The 14,403-nt window shown below is 65.2% G+C and carries 15 protein-coding genes; 13 read left to right on the forward strand and 2 right to left on the reverse strand.

The window, feature by feature from the left end; translation table 11 throughout:
- The first annotated feature begins 26 nt into the window (after positions 1 to 26).
- Genes ACEN98_RS00215 through dapF form a run of 3 tightly spaced genes read left to right on the forward strand, consistent with a single transcriptional unit; the run spans position 27 to position 2,613 of the window.
- Entirely contained in the window at positions 27 to 878 is an 852-nt protein-coding gene (locus ACEN98_RS00215) for a lysophospholipid acyltransferase family protein (protein WP_413380479.1), read from the forward strand.
- Positions 875 to 1,738: a lysophospholipid acyltransferase family protein gene (locus tag ACEN98_RS00220; protein WP_413380481.1), complete on the forward strand. Its 864-nt coding sequence runs from the start codon at positions 875 to 877 to the stop codon at positions 1,736 to 1,738. The genes ACEN98_RS00215 and ACEN98_RS00220 overlap by 4 nt, the downstream gene beginning before the upstream one ends.
- An 11-nt stretch (positions 1,739 to 1,749) precedes the next feature.
- Positions 1,750 to 2,613: a diaminopimelate epimerase gene (dapF, locus tag ACEN98_RS00225; RefSeq protein ID WP_413336796.1), complete on the forward strand. Its 864-nt coding sequence runs from the start codon at positions 1,750 to 1,752 to the stop codon at positions 2,611 to 2,613.
- A gap of 13 nt (positions 2,614 to 2,626) precedes the next feature.
- Here dapF and ACEN98_RS00230 read toward each other — a convergent pair whose 3' ends face one another.
- The gene (locus ACEN98_RS00230; protein ID WP_413380483.1) at positions 2,627 to 4,216 is read right to left on the reverse strand and encodes a tetratricopeptide repeat protein; all 1,590 of its coding nucleotides are present in this window, start codon (positions 4,214 to 4,216) and stop codon (positions 2,627 to 2,629) included.
- Positions 4,217 to 4,699: 483 nt separating this feature from the next.
- Here ACEN98_RS00230 and ACEN98_RS00235 point away from each other — a divergent pair, with 483 nt between their 5' ends.
- From ACEN98_RS00235 to ACEN98_RS00275, 9 genes are all read left to right on the forward strand, one after another.
- Positions 4,700 to 5,773: a porin gene (locus ACEN98_RS00235; RefSeq protein ID WP_413341848.1), complete on the forward strand. Its 1,074-nt coding sequence runs from the start codon at positions 4,700 to 4,702 to the stop codon at positions 5,771 to 5,773.
- A 159-nt stretch (positions 5,774 to 5,932) separates the two neighbouring features.
- Positions 5,933 to 6,613, forward strand: a complete 681-nt coding sequence (locus ACEN98_RS00240) for a DUF484 family protein (protein ID WP_413380485.1) — start codon at positions 5,933 to 5,935, stop codon at positions 6,611 to 6,613.
- A gap of 1 nt (position 6,614) precedes the next feature.
- Positions 6,615 to 7,553 (forward strand): tyrosine recombinase XerC, encoded by a 939-nt coding sequence (gene xerC, locus ACEN98_RS00245; protein WP_413380488.1) that lies wholly within the window; start codon positions 6,615 to 6,617, stop codon positions 7,551 to 7,553.
- Positions 7,554 to 7,664: 111 nt separating this feature from the next.
- Positions 7,665 to 8,714 (forward strand): CobW family GTP-binding protein, encoded by a 1,050-nt coding sequence (locus ACEN98_RS00250; RefSeq protein ID WP_371764256.1) that lies wholly within the window; start codon positions 7,665 to 7,667, stop codon positions 8,712 to 8,714.
- 153 nt (positions 8,715 to 8,867) lie between these two features.
- The gene (dksA, locus tag ACEN98_RS00255; RefSeq protein ID WP_056134490.1) at positions 8,868 to 9,320 is read left to right on the forward strand and encodes an RNA polymerase-binding protein DksA; all 453 of its coding nucleotides are present in this window, start codon (positions 8,868 to 8,870) and stop codon (positions 9,318 to 9,320) included.
- A gap of 210 nt (positions 9,321 to 9,530) precedes the next feature.
- A complete protein-coding gene (locus tag ACEN98_RS00260) occupies positions 9,531 to 10,832 on the forward strand; it encodes an STAS domain-containing protein (protein ID WP_413380491.1) in 1,302 nt (433 codons plus the stop codon).
- Positions 10,833 to 10,926: 94 nt separating this feature from the next.
- The gene (gene hslV, locus ACEN98_RS00265) at positions 10,927 to 11,463 is read left to right on the forward strand and encodes an ATP-dependent protease subunit HslV (RefSeq protein WP_036231052.1); all 537 of its coding nucleotides are present in this window, start codon (positions 10,927 to 10,929) and stop codon (positions 11,461 to 11,463) included.
- A gap of 37 nt (positions 11,464 to 11,500) precedes the next feature.
- On the forward strand, positions 11,501 to 12,835 hold the full coding sequence (hslU, locus tag ACEN98_RS00270) for an ATP-dependent protease ATPase subunit HslU (RefSeq protein WP_413385926.1): 1,335 nt from the start codon (positions 11,501 to 11,503) through the stop codon (positions 12,833 to 12,835).
- Positions 12,836 to 12,863: 28 nt separating this feature from the next.
- On the forward strand, positions 12,864 to 13,061 hold the full coding sequence (locus ACEN98_RS00275; RefSeq protein WP_413342519.1) for a hypothetical protein: 198 nt from the start codon (positions 12,864 to 12,866) through the stop codon (positions 13,059 to 13,061).
- Between the two features lie 12 nt (positions 13,062 to 13,073).
- Here the strand turns inward: ACEN98_RS00275 and ACEN98_RS00280 are convergent, their stop codons facing one another.
- The gene (locus ACEN98_RS00280; protein WP_413380493.1) at positions 13,074 to 13,466 is read right to left on the reverse strand and encodes a cupin domain-containing protein; all 393 of its coding nucleotides are present in this window, start codon (positions 13,464 to 13,466) and stop codon (positions 13,074 to 13,076) included.
- A 204-nt stretch (positions 13,467 to 13,670) separates the two neighbouring features.
- Between ACEN98_RS00280 and ACEN98_RS00285 the strand changes: the two genes are divergently transcribed.
- The gene (locus ACEN98_RS00285) at positions 13,671 to 14,402 is read left to right on the forward strand and encodes a helix-turn-helix domain-containing protein (protein ID WP_056134472.1); all 732 of its coding nucleotides are present in this window, start codon (positions 13,671 to 13,673) and stop codon (positions 14,400 to 14,402) included.
- Position 14,403 lies beyond the last annotated feature (1 nt).

Raw genomic sequence — 14,403 nt, forward strand, 5'->3', positions numbered from 1 at the left:
GTCGGTTCTCTACCCTAAATCAATCAATGCTTGTCCTTTTGTTTCGGATCCTGTCGTTTTTGCCGCTGCGCGTCCTGCATGCGCTTGGCGCCGCGCTCGGCTGGATCGTCTATCTGCTCTCGCCGTCGCACCGCCGGCGCCTGCGCGAGAACCTCGAACGGGCCGGCTACGGCGGCCACTTGCGCGCCGCCATCGCCGAATCCGGCAAGGCCATCGCCGAGCTGCCGTTCGTCTGGTGCGCGCCGCAGGAGCGCGTCACCCGCCACGTCACGATGGAAAACTGGGAACTGGTCCAGCGCCAGCTCGACGCCGGCCGCGGCATCGTCTTCCTCACGCCGCACCTGGGCTGCTTCGAACTGACCGCCCAGCAGGTCTCGCTGCGCGTCGAACTGACGGTGATGTACCGCCCGCCGCGCCAGAGCGCCCTGAAACCGCTCGTCGAAGGCGCCCGCGAGCGCCAGCACATGCACCTGGCACCCGCCAACCTGGCCGGCGTGCGCATGCTCGTCAAGGCGTTGCGGGGTGGCCAGCCCGTCGGCGTGCTGCCGGACCAGGTCCCGCAGGAAGGCGAAGGCGTATGGGCGCCGTTCTTCGGCCGCGACGCGTACACGATGACCCTGCCCGCCAAGCTGGCCCAGCTGGGCAAGGCCGACATCCTGACCGTGTACGCGGAACGCCTGCCGCGCGGCCGCGGCTTCGCCATCCGCTTCGTTCCGTTCGAAGGGTCGCTCGACGGCGACGCGGCCCAGCAGGCCGCCGCCATCAACCGCCAGATGGAAAAGCTCATCGCCTACTGCCCCGCCCAGTATTTCTGGAGTTATAACCGCTACAAGAAGCCGCAAGGCGTCGAAGCACCGCACCCCGAGACCGTCGCATGAGGTTCCTGATTTTCCTGTTGTGGCTGCTGCACTTCCTGCCGCTGCCTGTCCTTGGTCGCATCGGCAACGCCGTCGGCTGGCTGATGTATTACGCGATTCCCAAGCGCCGCAAGATCGCGCTGGTCAACCTGCGCCTGTGCATGCCCGAACTGGGCGATGCGGAACGGGTCGATATCGCCAAGCGCCATTTCATGGCTTATTCGCGCAGCATCCTGGAGCGCTCGCTGATCTGGTGGGCGCCGTTCGAGCGCATCCGCAGCCTGATCGAGATCGTGCCGAAGGTGCCGAAGGAGCAGATGGAAAGCGGCCCGACCATCGTGTTCTGTCCGCACTTCGTGTGCCTGGACGTGGCTGGCGTGGCGTCGCGCGTGGTGCCGCTGTCGACGATGTATTCGCCGCAAAAGAACAAGGCATTTGACGATTTGTTGCGTTATGGCCGCGAACGCTATGGCCCCGTGCGGCTCTTCACACGCACCGACGGCATCAAGCCGATCATCCGCGCGCTGCGCGAAGGCCTGCCTTACTTCATGCTGCCGGACATGGATTTCGGCGAGAAGGATGCCACCTTCGTCCCGTTCTTCGGCGTCCCGGCCGCGACGCTCACGGCAATGGGCCGCCTGGCGGGCGCGACGGGTGCAAAAGTCATCCCGGTCGTCGCCACTTTCTTGCCCGACTACAAGGGATACCGGGTAGAGTTCTATCCTGCATGGGAAGATTTCCCCGGCGACGACATCATTGCCGCCACGCGTCGCATGAACGCCTTCATCGAGGACCGCGTGCGCGAACATCCGGCCGAGTACTTCTGGACCCATAAGCGCTTCAAGACCCGGCCACCCGGCGAGCCTTCGTTCTACGATTAATGACAGATACCATGAAACTCAAGTTCACCAAGATGCACGGCGCCGGCAACGATTTCGTCGTCATCGACGCGATCAACCAGCAACTCGACCTCGGCCCGGAACAATGGCGCCGCCTGGCCGACCGCCGCTTCGGCGTCGGTGCCGACCAGATCCTGGTCGTCGAGCGCCCGGTCACGGAAGGCAGCGATTTCCGCTACCGCATCTATAACAATGACGGCGGCGAGGTCGAGCAATGCGGCAACGGCTCGCGCGCCTTCGTCCGGTTCGTCAGCGACAAGGGGCTGACCGACAAGCGCAGCATCCGCGTCGAAACGATGAGCGGCATTATCACCCCGCGCCTGGAAGACGACGGCAGCATCACGGTGGACATGGGCGCGCCGATCCTGGAGCCGAGCCAGGTTCCGTTCGATGCGGCCGGCCTGGAAGGCGTCGCCGAAGGCCGCGACACGCTGTGGCCGATCACCGTCTCGAACAAGGGCCAGGAACAGACCGTGCTCGTATCGACGGTCTCGATGGGCAATCCGCACGCGGTGCAGGTCGTCGCCGACGTCGATGCGGCTCCCGTCCTGGAAACGGGCCCGCAGATCGAGCACCACCCGCGCTTCCCGCGCCGCGTGAACGCCGGCTTCCTGCAGATCGTGGACCGCGGCCATGTGAAGCTGCGCGTCTACGAACGCGGCGCCGGCGAGACGCTGGCCTGCGGCACGGGCGCCTGCGCCGCCGTCGTGGCGGGCATCCGGCGCGGCCTGCTGGATTCGCCGGTGCAAGTCCAGGCCCGCGGCGGCAAGCTGACCATCAACTGGGCCGGCGAAGGCCAGCCCGTTTATATGAGCGGTCCGGCCGAGACCGTGTTCGAAGGCGAGATCGAGATCTGAAGCGAGATCTGATTCAGGCGGCCAGCGAATAGTCGCCGTCCGGCGCCGGGGACTCTTCCGGTTCTTCCGTCCCTGACTCCGCGCTCGCCATCTCCGGCAACAGGCTGCGCAACCGGTACAGGCGCTGGCGATAATTCCCTTCCGGCCCGCCCGGACCGCAATCGACGTTCTCGAAGACGAGCGCCACGCGGTCGAGCAGCTGACGCTCCTGCGCCGTTTCCACCGAGATCAGCCGGCGCCGGCTGCGGCCGTAGCTGGCGCGGATGTCGATCACGAGGCAGTGACCGCGGTCGGCGCCGCGGATATCCAGCAACAGCGCCTCGGCCCGGCTCAGGCCAAAGGCCACCGCCAGTTCCAGGCGCGCGGCCAGCAGCGGATGGGCCGCGAGGTCACGCCCGGCCAGTCCACCCAGGTCCGTCCAGGCGCCGGGCTGGCGCGGCGCCAGCTTGCGCAGCGCGGCCGCAGCCTTGGGACAGGCCTGCGCCGCCGCCTTCTGCAGCCAGAACAGCGCGCGCACGTCGTTGTTCTCGTTCTCGCGGCGCGCACGCCATGCCGCGTTCCCGCATTCCAGCTGGGCATCGCGATAGCCCATCTCCGCCGCGCGCTCCAGGTATTTCTGCGCTTCCAGCACATTGCGCTGGGAGAATTCCGGCTTGATATAAATACGCGACAGCGCGTACCAGGCTTCGGCCAGGCCCTGCTCGCCAGCCAGGGTCAGCCAGCGCACGGCCTTTTTGAAGTTGGCCGCGCCATGGCTGCCGGGAATCCGCTTGCCGTCCACCCGCATGCGGGCGCACCACAGGCCGAGCGCGAACTGGGCATGGCGGTCCTGCTCGGCCGCGGCGATCTCCCAGAACCGGAGCAATTCATCCTGGTCGACGTCGTGCGGGGTCTCGTTCGCGGCCACGAGCCGGGCACAGCGCGACAGCAGCAGCACCTCGTCCGGCGCCAGGCGGGCGGCCGTGTGGTCCTGGGCGGCATCGGAACCGGCCAGGGCGCGCGCCAGCGGGAGCGCCCGCTCCAGCCAGGCGGACCAGCGGCCGGCGTTCCAGTCCTGTTCCAGCAGGGCGAACTGCGCGGCGCCGACGCCGCTGTCGGCCGCCTGGCGCAGCCAGCGCTGGCCCGCGGGGCTGGCCACGGGCGCGCGGGCGACCGGCTCGTCCGTCTCGGGCGGCGCCGCGCCGTGCTCGCGCGCGAGCAGCCACTGCGCTTCCGGAAAGCCGGCACGGGCCGCGTCTTCCAGCGCGCGCAAGGCCTTGGCGCGCTGGGCCGGCGTGCACTGGCCCTCGTTCAGCGCGCCCAGCACCAGCTGGGCATAGACGAGCCCGGCGCGCACGAGCCCGCCGTCGTAGGCCAGTTCATACCAGCCGGTGACGGGTTGCGGATTGTCACGCGCAAGATCGACCGGAATATGGTTCCCGATCAATTGCCATGCTTCAGCGCAACCCTGCTGTGCGGCGCGGTCGAGCCAGTGGAGGGCCGTGGGCAGGCTCTTCGGCAGCCCGGCACTGCCGAACAGGTAGAGCCGGCCCAGGGCCAGTTGCGATTCGACGCGCCCGGCACGTGCGCCGCGGATGACCGCCAGTTCTTCACGGTTTGCCATCGTTCTTTTCTGGATGTTAGAGACGTCTACGAAATATACGCAGTCCAATTTCGCAAGCACAATGCACGAAGATACGTGAAGATCGCTTGCGTTGCGCTACTGATGAGCTCATGTGTCGCGCACTGCGGTAACAATGGACGTCGGATGGGCCAGAGTCTAAAGCCGCGGCGATGCGATTCGGCTACGATTCCAATGGCCTTTGAGCCCGCACAAACCCTGCCGTGGTACGGGGAGAGAATGATGATGTTTTGAAACTTAAACGAGCCTTAAGGTGTGCCCGGTTTCCCGAGGCGGCCGTTTCGAAAATACAACAGCACGATTGGATTTATTGGCTTTCGACCAAGTGCAACAGTCATAATTGACAAATCAGACAATCTTGACGCATTAAGCATTTAAGGTTCACACATCCGAGTGTTCAGCAACTAATAAAAATCTCAATGCTCTCTGGATTCCTTCGATTCACTTTTTAGGATAAAAATTAAGATGAAAAAAACCCTCGTGGCAGCCGCTCTGCTGGGCGCATTCGCCGGTGTGGCACAAGCTCAAACCGCTGTTCAAATCTACGGCAACATCGACGTCGGCATGGTCAAGCGCACCGACCAGACCCTGGCCATCGGCAAGCGTGCTTCGAACACCCTGGGCTTCAAAGGCACCGAAGATCTGGGCAACGGCCTGAAGGCACTGTTCCAGGTTGAAATGCGTTACGAGCCGGACACCGGCACCAACGAAAACAACGGCCGTCCGCTGTTCCAGGGCCAGACCCGCGTCGGTCTGCAGGGTGACTTCGGTATGGTCCGTCTGGGCCGTGGCCTGACCCCGTTCCAGGAAATCGTCGGTTCGTTCGAACCGTGGCACGGTCTGCCGACCCAGGCCGGCTTCTACACCGACATCTCGGTCGCCGGCTTCAACTCGGCTCCGCTGGACGTCGGCGGCAGCGGCCCGAACAACAACCGTGTCTCGAACGCGATCTTCTATAACTCGCCGGTCGCCAATGGCTTCCAGGTGAACGCTTCGTGGGCATCGAAAGAAGCCACCGGCGGCGGCGTGACCGGTATCGGCGCTGGCGCCGCCACCTACGCTGCGGGCGCACAGGCTTCGGCCAACCCGTTCTCGATCGCTGGTACCTACAACAACGGTCCGGCAGCAGCGATGCTGGCTTACGAGCGCAACGCCGTCGAATCGAAGGTCTGGTCGGTCGCAGGTTCGTTCTCGGTGACCCCGGAACTGAAACTGATGGGTACCTACTCGCACCAGAACATGGAGCACACCAACACCCAGCGTCCGACCATCAAGGGTGCTGAAATCGGTGCAACCTACGCTGTCGGCCCGGGCAAGCTGCTGGCTGGCTTCGGTCTGAAGAAGCAGGAAGAAAACGTCCGCCTGCACGACCTGATCACCCGTCAGTACTCGCTGGGCTACGAGTACAGCCTGTCGAAGCGTACGTACCTGTACGTCGACGCATCGCGCAAGACCAACGTCTTCAACCAGGCGACCGGCGCAGCTTCGGCTACCCCGACCGTCAACCACTACGACATCGGCCTGAACCACTCGTTCTAAGCCGAGCCGCGGGGGCAACCCCGCTGCATCGCTCAAGCAAGGGCGGATCCGGGCAACCGGGTCCGCCCTTGGCTTTTGTGGCACAGTGCAGACAGGAAATCTGCGCCGACCCATTGCCGTCGGTTAAAATGAACTGTCTACCCATCTCGCAAGCCGCACATGACCGCCGCAACACTGGATTCCGCCGCCATCGCCCAATACCTGCTCGACCATCCGCAGTTCTTCGTGGAGCACGCCGCTTTGCTGGGCGAAGTAAAACTGTCGAGCCCACTTACGGGCCGCGCCGTGTCGCTGCAGGAACGCCAGATGGAAGTGATGCGCGACAAGTACCGCACCCTGGAACTGCGCATGTCCGAGCTGGTGCGCCACGCCGAGGAAAACGCGGCCATCGCCAACCGTTTCCATGGCTGGACCCAGCAATTGCTGCGCACCCGCGTGCCGGGCGAGATCCCGACCGCCGTCGCCGACGGCCTCGTCAAGCATTTCATCGTGCCGCACGCCACGCTACGCCTGTGGAAACTGGCGCCCGAGCACGCCGACACGTGGTACACGAACGGCGTCTCCGAGGACGTGCGCCTGTTCGCCAGCAGCCTGCGCGTCCCGTACTGCGGTCCGAACAAGGACTTCGAGGCGGTGAGCTGGCTGGCAGGCGCCGAGCTGGGCGGCGCGGACGCCGTGCGCTCGACCGTCCTGCTGCCGCTGCGCGCGAACGGCAGCGCCTTCGGCCTGCTCGTGCTCGGCTCGCCCGATCCGGAACGCTTCAGCGCCACGATGGCAACGGATTTCCTCGTCCACATCGGCGAGACGGCCAGCACCGCACTCGTCCCTCTGCTCGGCTGACATGGACACGCCGGCCGCCGACGACTGGACCGGCCGCTACCTGGCGGAGCTGAAAACGCAGCGCCAGCTGTCCGACCACACGATCGCCGCTTACCGCCGCGACCTGGCCGAACTGGCCCGGCTCACCGGCCAGGCCGACTGGGCGGCATTGACCCATTTCGACATCCGCCGCGTCACGGCGAAACTGCATGCCGAGGGGCAGAGCGCCGCCTCGATCGCGCGCAAGCTGTCCGGCTGGCGCGGCTTCTTCGACTGGCTGTCGCGCCACGTTGCGCTGGCCGCCAACCCGGCCGACGGCGTGCGCGCGCCGCGCCGTCCCAAGCGCCTGCCCAAGGCACTGGCCGTCGACGATGCGGTCCAGCTCATGGAAAAGACGACGTCCGGCCATCCGGAACCCGCGGAGCTGTGCGACCGCGCCATGTTCGAACTGCTCTACTCGAGCGGCCTGCGCGTATCCGAGCTGGCCGGGCTCGACGTCCACCACGTCCCCGCCCGCGATGGCCAGCCCGCCTCGCTCGGCTGGCTGGAACTCGACGCGCAGGAAGTGGTCGTCACCGGCAAGGGCAACAAGATGCGCCGGGTGCCCGTCGGCGGTCCGGCGCGCGCGGCACTGGAAGCGTGGCTGGCCGTGCGTCCGCCGGCGCGCGACGGCAGCCTCGCCCTGTTCCTGTCGACGCGCGACACGCGCATCAGCCCCCGCGTCGTGCAATATCGCCTGAAAGCCCATGCGCAAAAGGCCGGCATGCCGGTCCACGTGCACCCGCACGTGCTGCGCCACTCGTTCGCGTCGCACGTGCTGCAATCCTCGGGCGACCTGCGCGCCGTGCAGGAACTGCTGGGCCACGCCAGCATCACCTCGACCCAGATCTATACGTCGCTCGACTTCCAGCACCTCGCCGCCGTCTACGACCGAGCCCATCCGCGCGCAAAGCGTAAGTAAGTGCTCCAGCGCAGGCAGGCACGGCATGCCGGGTGGTGACGATTCGCAAATTCCGGCATAATCTTCCGATTCCCTGCGGCCGGAACGGCGCACACCATTGGACAGCGACATATGGAATTGATCCCAAGCACTATCCTGACCGGCTTCCTCGGCGCCGGCAAAACCACGTTGCTCAACCGCATCCTGCAGGAAGAGCACGGCCTGCGCATCGCCGTCATCGAAAACGAGTTTGGCCAGGAAAACATCGACAACGAGATCCTCGTGCAGGACCCGAGCGAGCAGATCGTCGAAATGAACAACGGCTGCATCTGCTGCACCGTGCGTGGCGACCTGATCGTTGCCCTGACGAACCTGGCACGCAAGCGCGAAGCGGGCGAAATCAGCTTCGACCGCGTCGTCATCGAGACCACCGGCCTCGCCAATCCCGGCCCCGTGGCCCAGACGTTCTTCGTCGACGAGGAAGTCGGCGCGCACTACCTGCTCGACGCCGTCGTCACCGTCGTGGATGCCCGCCACGCCATGGACCAGCTGGACCGCCACGAGGAAGCCCAGCGCCAGGTCGGTTTCGCCGACAAGATCCTGCTGTCCAAGACGGACCTCGTGGACGCCGCCGCCGTCGAGGAACTGAAGGCGCGCATCCGCCGCATCAACCCGCGTGCACCGATCAGCACGTCGGACTTCGGCCGCGCCCCGATCAGCGACGTGCTCGACCTGCGCGGCTTCAACCTGAACGACAAGCTGGAGCTGGATCCCGCCTTCCTCACGACGGAAGAGGCGCACGACCATGGTCACGACCACGATCATGACCACGTCCACACGGAAGCGTGCGACCACAGCCACGACCACCATCATGGCCACCACAGCGACGACATCGCCGCGTTCGTCTTCAAGAGCGACCGTGCTTTCGACCCCGAACGACTGGATCAATTCCTCGGCAGCATGGTCCAAGTATTCGGTCCAAACATGCTGCGCTACAAGGGCGTGCTGTCGATGGCGGGCGCGGATCGCAAGGTCGTCTTCCAAGGCGTGCATCAAATCATGGGCAGCGACCTCGGTGCAAAGTGGGCGGATGGCGAATCGCGCGGCAGCAAGATGGTGTTTATTGGTAAAAATTTACCGAAAGATGTCTTTATTCGCGGATTGGAACAGTGTTTGGTATAAACTACCCCGGTTCTATGGTGCTCTCATGCACCCTGTGGTTGAACGACTGAACAACGGTCACGGCAGCTCGCCCGGCGCACACACCGAAGCAATGGTAACCGCTGAGTTAGCTGATAAAATGGAAACTCTGTCGTATCAAAGGTAAGTGAAGTCATGACTAAAACAACGAAACCGAATACCGTTGCGCAGCCCGAAGAACGCCTCCTGACGGAAGAAGAAATTCGGGCCATGAGCGACGACGACTACATGAACCCGGCCCAGCTGGCGTTCTTCAAGAACCGCCTGCAGGAACTCGAAAAGGAACTGCTGAAAAACGCAGGCGAAACGACGGAACACCTGCGCGAAACGGTACTCGTTCCCGACCCGGCCGACCGCGCCACCATCGAGGAAGAGCACGCGCTCGAGCTGCGTACCCGCGACCGCGAGCGCAAGCTGCTCAAGAAGGTCCAGCAATCGCTGGCCTCGATCGAGTCCGGCGAATACGGCTGGTGCGAAGAGACCGGCGAACCGATCGGCATCCCCCGCCTGATCGCCCGTCCGACCGCGACCTTGTCGCTGGAAGCCCAGCAGCGCCGCGAGCTGAAGCAAAAGCTGTACGGTGACTGATCGCCGTACGCGCCGATGAAAAAGCATGCGCCCGTCGCATGCTTTTTTGTTTTTGGGGCCGGATTGGCCTAGGGTTCGTGCGCACGAATTATTTCCCATCGGATACACTTATCGGATTGCCGGCAAGTTGACGCAGCTCAGGCGTGCGCACCGCACCGTCCGCGCCGCCATGCTAATGTCTCGACCGGCAAACGGGCAGACAAGGACGGCATGGGACTCTTCGATTTCCTGAAGAAAAAAGGCGACGCACCGCTGGCGGGTGCGGACGCCCGCCCGCGCCCTGACGATCCGCTGACCGCCGGCCCCGTCACGCGGCTTTCCCTCGATACCGAGGCGGAACGCGAGCGCCAGCGTGAAATCGCACGCGCCACCGCGGCCAAGATCGACGCGATCGAACTGGAGATGGCCTCCGCCATCTTCGACGACGACGCCTGGGCCGGCAACCGCCGCCCGCCGGCCGCCGCCGGCGCGCCGCCACCTGACCAGGACACGGACCTCCTGCCGGGCCAGGATGAAGTGCCGGACGCGGCCGCCGCGCCGTCCAGCGCCCCCATCGTCGAAGAAGCGGCAATCCTGTACGCCAACGACCAACTGGAGGCGGCCGCCCTCCTCTTGCGCACCAGCGTGCACGACCAGGGTACCGACCGCCTGCCGTGGTGGATGCTGTTCGACCTGGTCCAGATCATGGGCCTCGAACACGAGTTCGAAAGCATCGCGATCGACTACGCCAGCCGGTTCGAAACGTCGCCGCCCACGTATCACCCCGTCGCGGACACGTCGCACGCGCCCGACCGCCAGGTATCGGGGGCGATCCCGACGGCCACCCTGTCCGGCCGCCTGGACGACGGTCCGCTCGCCCGCGCGCAACTCGCCCGCGCCGCCTCGCCCGGTCCGCTGGTCCGGTTCGAATTCCAGGCGGTCACCGCGGTGACGGCGCCGGGCTGCGCCCTGCTGCTGGACGCGCTGCAGGCCCTGCGCAAGGCGGGACGCGAACTCGTGCTGGCAGGCGCCGACCACCTCGTCGCCGTGCTGCGTCCGATGCTGGCGATCGGCGACCGCGGCGCGGGCGAGGCGCCCTGGCTGCTGTTGCTGGAACTGCTGCTGCTGACGAACCGTGAAAAGGATTTCGAGGAGACTGCGATGGATTATTGCGTCACCTTCGAGGTGTCGCCGCCCTCGTTCGAGGCCCCCAGACACGCGGCCTTGAGCCTGGCGGCCGGTCCGGCGACGGCGGGCGACCGCTTCCTCCTGCCGGCCGCGATCCGGGGCGGCAGCGCGCCGTTGCTGGCCGCCATCGCCGACCACGCGGCGCTCCATCCGGTCCTTGTGCTGGACGGATCCCGCCTCGCACGCATCGATTACGCGGCCGCGAGCGCCCTCGCCGCCCATCTGCGCACGCTTGCCCAGGACGGGCGCGAGGTCGTGCTGCGCGACCTGAACCATCCCGTCGCGGCGTTGCTGCGCCTGCTCGGCGTCGGCGACCGGGTGCGTCTGTACGCCCACCGGTACTGACGCCGCCAGGCGCCGTGCCCCTCGGATACGGTTCAGTCTTGCAATTTCATATCGCATCCCCACTTGCGGTGAGCAGATCAACCACGAGGCAAATATGGAACAATTTCACGGCACGACGATCGTCAGCGTACGGCGCGGCAACCAGGTCGCGCTCGGCGGCGACGGACAAGTCACCCTGGGCAACGTCGTCATGAAGGGCTCGGCGCGCAAGGTGCGCAAGCTCTACCAGAACAAGGTGCTGTGCGGCTTTGCCGGCGGCACGGCCGACGCCTTCACCCTGCTCGACCGCTTCGAAGCGAAACTGGAAAAACACCAGGGCAATCTGCTGCGCGCTTCGGTCGAACTGGCCAAGGACTGGCGCACCGACCGCGTGCTGCGCCGCCTGGAGGCCATGCTGCTGGTGGCCGACCGCGAAAAGACCCTGATCATCACCGGCAATGGCGACGTACTGGAACCGGAAGACGGCATCGGCGCGATCGGCTCGGGCGGCATCTACGCGCAGTCCGCCGCCAAGGCCTTGCAGGAAAACACGGATCTCGCCCCGGCCGACGTGGTCAAGAAAGCGCTGACCATCGCAGGCGAGCTGTGCATCTATACGAACATGTCGCACATCATCGAGACGCTGGAATAACGGTCTCTCACGCAAGAAAGCATTCATGAGCACAATTATGAACATGACCCCGTCCGAAATCGTCTCGGAACTCGACAAGCACGTCGTCGGCCAAGGTAAAGCCAAGCGCGCCGTATCGATCGCGCTGCGCAACCGCTGGCGCCGCCAGCAGGTCGAGGAACCGCTGCGCCACGAGATCACCCCGAAGAACATCCTCATGATCGGCCCGACGGGCGTCGGCAAGACCGAGATCGCGCGCCGCCTGGCCAAGCTGGCCGACGCGCCGTTCATCAAGATCGAGGCGACCAAGTTCACCGAGGTCGGCTATGTCGGCCGCGACGTCGACACCATCATCCGCGACCTGATCGACATCGGCGTCAAGCAGACCCGCGCCAGCGAAATGAAGAAGGTGCGCCAGCGCGCCGAGGACGCGGCCGAGGACCGCATCATCGACATTCTCGTGCCGCCGGCGCGCGACTTCGGCTTCAACGTCAGCAGCGACGCCAAGGACGGCGGCGACGCCACGCGCCAGACCTTCCGCAAGCGCCTGCGTGAAGGCGCGCTCGACGACAAGGAAGTCGAGATCGACGTCGCCGAGGCCTCGCCGCAGATGGAAATCATGGCGCCGCCCGGCATGGAAGAGATGACGGAACAGATCAAGTCGATGTTCGCCGGCGTCGGGGCGGGGCGCAAGAAGCCCCGCAAGATGAAGGTGAAGGAGGCGATGAAGCTGCTCGTCGACGAGGAAGCCGCCAAGCTCATCAACGAAGACGAGATGAAGCAGAAGGCCATCGCCAACGTCGAGCAGAACGGCATCGTGTTCCTGGACGAAGTCGACAAGATCGCGTCGCGGTCGGAACACGGCGGCGCGGACGTCTCGCGCGCGGGCGTGCAACGCGACCTGTTGCCGCTCGTCGAAGGCACGACGGTGAACACGAAGTACGGCATGATCAAGACCGACCACATCCTGTTCATCGCCTCGGGCGCGTTCCACCTGTCGAAACCGTCGGACCTGATTCCCGAGCTGCAGGGCCGCTTCCCGATCCGCGTCGAACTGGAATCGCTGTCGATCGAGGATTTCAAGAGCATCCTGACCTCGACGGACGCAAGTCTGACCAAGCAGTACGAAGCCCTGCTGGCGACGGAAGGCGTCAAACTCGAGTTCGCCGACGACGGCATCCATCGCTTGGCCGAGATCGCGTATTCCGTCAACGAGCGCACCGAGAACATCGGCGCGCGCCGCCTGTACACGGTGATGGAAAAGCTGCTGGAAGAAATCTCGTACTCGGCGACCGACAAGTCGGGCCAGGCGCTCGTCATCGACGCGGCCTACGTCAACGAACGGCTGGATGCGCTGGCGGTCAACGAAGACCTGTCGCGCTACGTGTTGTAATCCACGGCTGCAGAAAGGAGAGGCGGCGATGGCAAACAAGGCACTGGCAACCCGGCAAAAGATGCGGCTGCGTGTCGAGCCGACGCCGCCACTCAAGCCCCGCAACCCGTTCGCCGGCTTCGCCAAGGCGCGCGCGGCTGGAGCGCATGCAAAACCCGAGGCCAGCGAGCGGCTGGCCGCGAAGCGTGCGCTCCAGAAGGTCAAGCTGGAGCCGGACGACGAGTAACCAGCGCCGGCGTTATTTCGCCGGCATGATCAGCGGCTTGCCCTTCTCGACGAAATAGGTGGCGATGCCCGCCCCGGCCCCCGTGCCGGGGTTCCTGGCCGCGTGGATGGTGCCGGCCGGGATGAAGACCGATTGCCCCGCCTTCAGCATCACGGGCGCTTTGCCGTCGGGCAGGTACTCCAGCGTGCCCTCGACCACGTACAGCACTTCATCACCCGGATGCGTATGCCTCGGCACGCCATGGCCCGCGTCGACCTCGACGCGCACCTCGACGACTTCGCGTCCCGACACCACGCTGTCGTGCTTCAGCAGATCGGTGCGCCGCACGCCCGGCACCTGCGCCGCCGCCTGAGCACATGCTGCCGCACTGAATAACGCCAATACGAACACGCTTACCGTTTTCATACGTTCTCCTTGGGTCTCGATTGGACACCGGCGCAGCGGCGAGGGCACGGAAGTTCGCACCTGAACTGATGCGCATCATAACGCTGACCGGACCCAGCAGGCGGTCGTGGCTGGCGGGACTCGACATTTCTTGAACTGCCCTGCCTTCTTCTGTACATTCGTCAGGCCGAGTTGACGAACGAAAACAGAGAACTGACCACAACCATGAGCTCCCCCGACATGTTGCTGGACGTGCTGCGCGCCGAACTACGCGCGGCCGGGATCACCTACAAGATGCTGGCCGACCGCATCGCGATGAGCGAATCGAGTATCAAACGCATGTTCGGCCAGAAGGACATGACCCTGTCGCGCCTGGCGCAGATCTGCCAGGCGGCCGGCATCGCCATGGAAGACGTGCTGCGGCGCGCGGCCGATGCGCGGCCGCAGGCCGACACGCTGACGCTCATCCAGGAAACGGCGCTCGTCGCCAACCCGCGCCTGCTGCTCGTGGCGATCTGCTGCCTGGGGCACTGGAGCCTGGAACAGATGGTGGAAACCTATCGCTTGAGCGAACCCGAATGCATCGGCTTGCTGGTGGAACTCGACCGCCTCGGCGTGATCGAACTGAAGCCGCTGAACCGTTACACGCTGCGGGTCTCGAACGCGTTCCGCTGGCTGCCGGACGGGCCGGTGCAACGCTTCTTCCGCGCCCACGTCGTCGAGGATTATTTCGCCGGTAACTTCGACGGTGCAGGCGAAACGTTGATGTGCCTGCCCGCACGCCTGTCGCTGGCGAGCGCCGCCGAGCTGGCGGAAAAGATCCATCAACTGGCCGGAGAACTTGCGCGCATGCACCGCAACGACCGCCGCCTGCCCCCGCAGGAGCGCGACGGCTTTACGTTGCTGGTCGGTTTCCGTTCGTGGGAATTCGCGGCATTCACCGCGCTGCGGCGCTGAG

The organism is Massilia sp. CT11-137, from assembly GCF_047302885.1.
Taxonomy (GTDB): Bacteria; Pseudomonadota; Gammaproteobacteria; order Burkholderiales; family Burkholderiaceae_D; genus Telluria; species Telluria orientalis.